Below are 1610 nucleotides of genomic sequence, written 5' to 3' on the forward strand. Positions count from 1 at the left end.
AACCAAGTCTTTTAAATTCATCAATACTTTTATAAAGTTCTTTTCTTGCATTTAAATAAGTATTTGTGATTTTATCTTTGTGCAATAAGAATATAGTATAAAAGCTAGAATGATAAGGAAATTTTTCTTCGTTAAATAAAGCTTGATTGTTTTGATTAAAACTTGTAAAACTTTCACAAAAATATAAAGCTTTTAATAGATAAAATTCTGAATTAATGTGGATGTTATCTATTGTATCTTTTAGTTTTAACGCTTTATAATCTTTTGATATGCTTTTGAGTAAACTTTTTTCATTAAGTAAAGATGGAGTTTTTTTAACATCATAAAAAGGATAATAATAATTTTTTAAATCTTTTGAAATCTTACCATCATAATATAATTGAATTCTTTGCATATTTTTAATTTGTGTTTGATGACAATGTGCTAAGTTATGATAATATTTTTCTTCAGAACTTAAATGAGTTTCATATTCTCTTATAAAATCAATAAAAGAAATACCACTATCTTTTAACCAATCTTCTATTTTAGAATTAATCCACCAAAGAATTATCATACCAGTGCCAACAATACTAATGGCTGCTAAAACACCTAACAAGGTGCCGCTTGTAATTGCTATTGCACTATAAGTTGTAATGGCTGCTGTGCTTATTATCGGTATTCCTATTTTAAAAATTTGTGAAGCAATAATTTCAGAACCAATTTTTACAGAAACTTTTAAACCATCTTTTGTTTTTTGATATTCTATTAAAGCATCAATTCCACTAAGGGTATTATCTGCTCTTTTTATGATGATTTTAAAAGGGAGTAGGTAATCTTTAGAGCCAATATCTGTTACATTATCTAAAAAACCAGTGATACCTTTCATGGTTTGAACTTCATTTTGATGCATAAAATTTTCCGTTTTATTTACATCTTCTACTTCTTTAAGTAGTTTTTCTCCTATTTCATCTACACCCGCATCTTTTAAAGGAATTTGCAAATCTTTTTCTGTTTCGTTTAATTTTTTTCTAGGTAATTCTTCTTTTTGCAATTCTTCGTTCATTGTTTACACTCTTTTAGTTTGGATTGTATGGATTTAAGTTTATTGGTTTGTTTTTGACCGAGTCTGAGTTTTGGATAATTATTGTTTATATTTTCTATTTTCATTTTAAGATAATCATCTTTATAGGCAATAAATTTAATTTTTGAATTTATAAGATTGATATATCTATCAACTGCAATATTAATTTTTTCTATGCCATTTAGAATTACTATGGTTTTGGGATTATTTAAATCACAAATAGGAGCTATTGAAAGTTCTCTTAGGTACATATTATTAGCAAACGCACTATCTAAGCCAATCAATAGATTAATATATGTTACAATTTCTATTATTTCAAAATCATTATCATTTTTTTGCAAAAAATCCTCTTCTAAACGAGTATTTAGAAAAAATAAAAAATCTTCAAAAACTTTAAATCTTTCCTTGTCAAATAAAAAATAAGTTTTATGTCCTATAAAAGTTTTTTCATTATCTAAAAGATAAAGTATAATATCCATATTTATTCTTAAAACAATTCGACTAGCTTTTCTTGAAAGTTCCTCATCTTCATCTAGGAATGAATAAATAG

Annotated in this window: 2 protein-coding genes; both read right to left on the reverse strand. The window is 24.8% G+C overall.

The features are described from left to right. A partial coding sequence (locus BGS40_RS02400) for a hypothetical protein (RefSeq protein WP_180753097.1) occupies positions 1 to 1042 on the reverse strand: 1042 nt, incomplete at its 3' end. Next, a partial coding sequence (locus BGS40_RS02405) for a hypothetical protein (RefSeq protein ID WP_096738328.1) occupies positions 1039 to 1610 on the reverse strand: 572 nt, incomplete at its 5' end. The genes BGS40_RS02400 and BGS40_RS02405, both read right to left, overlap by 4 nt.

The organism is Campylobacter sp. 107, assembly GCF_002383835.1.
Classification (GTDB): Bacteria; Campylobacterota; Campylobacteria; order Campylobacterales; family Campylobacteraceae; genus Campylobacter_D; species Campylobacter_D jejuni.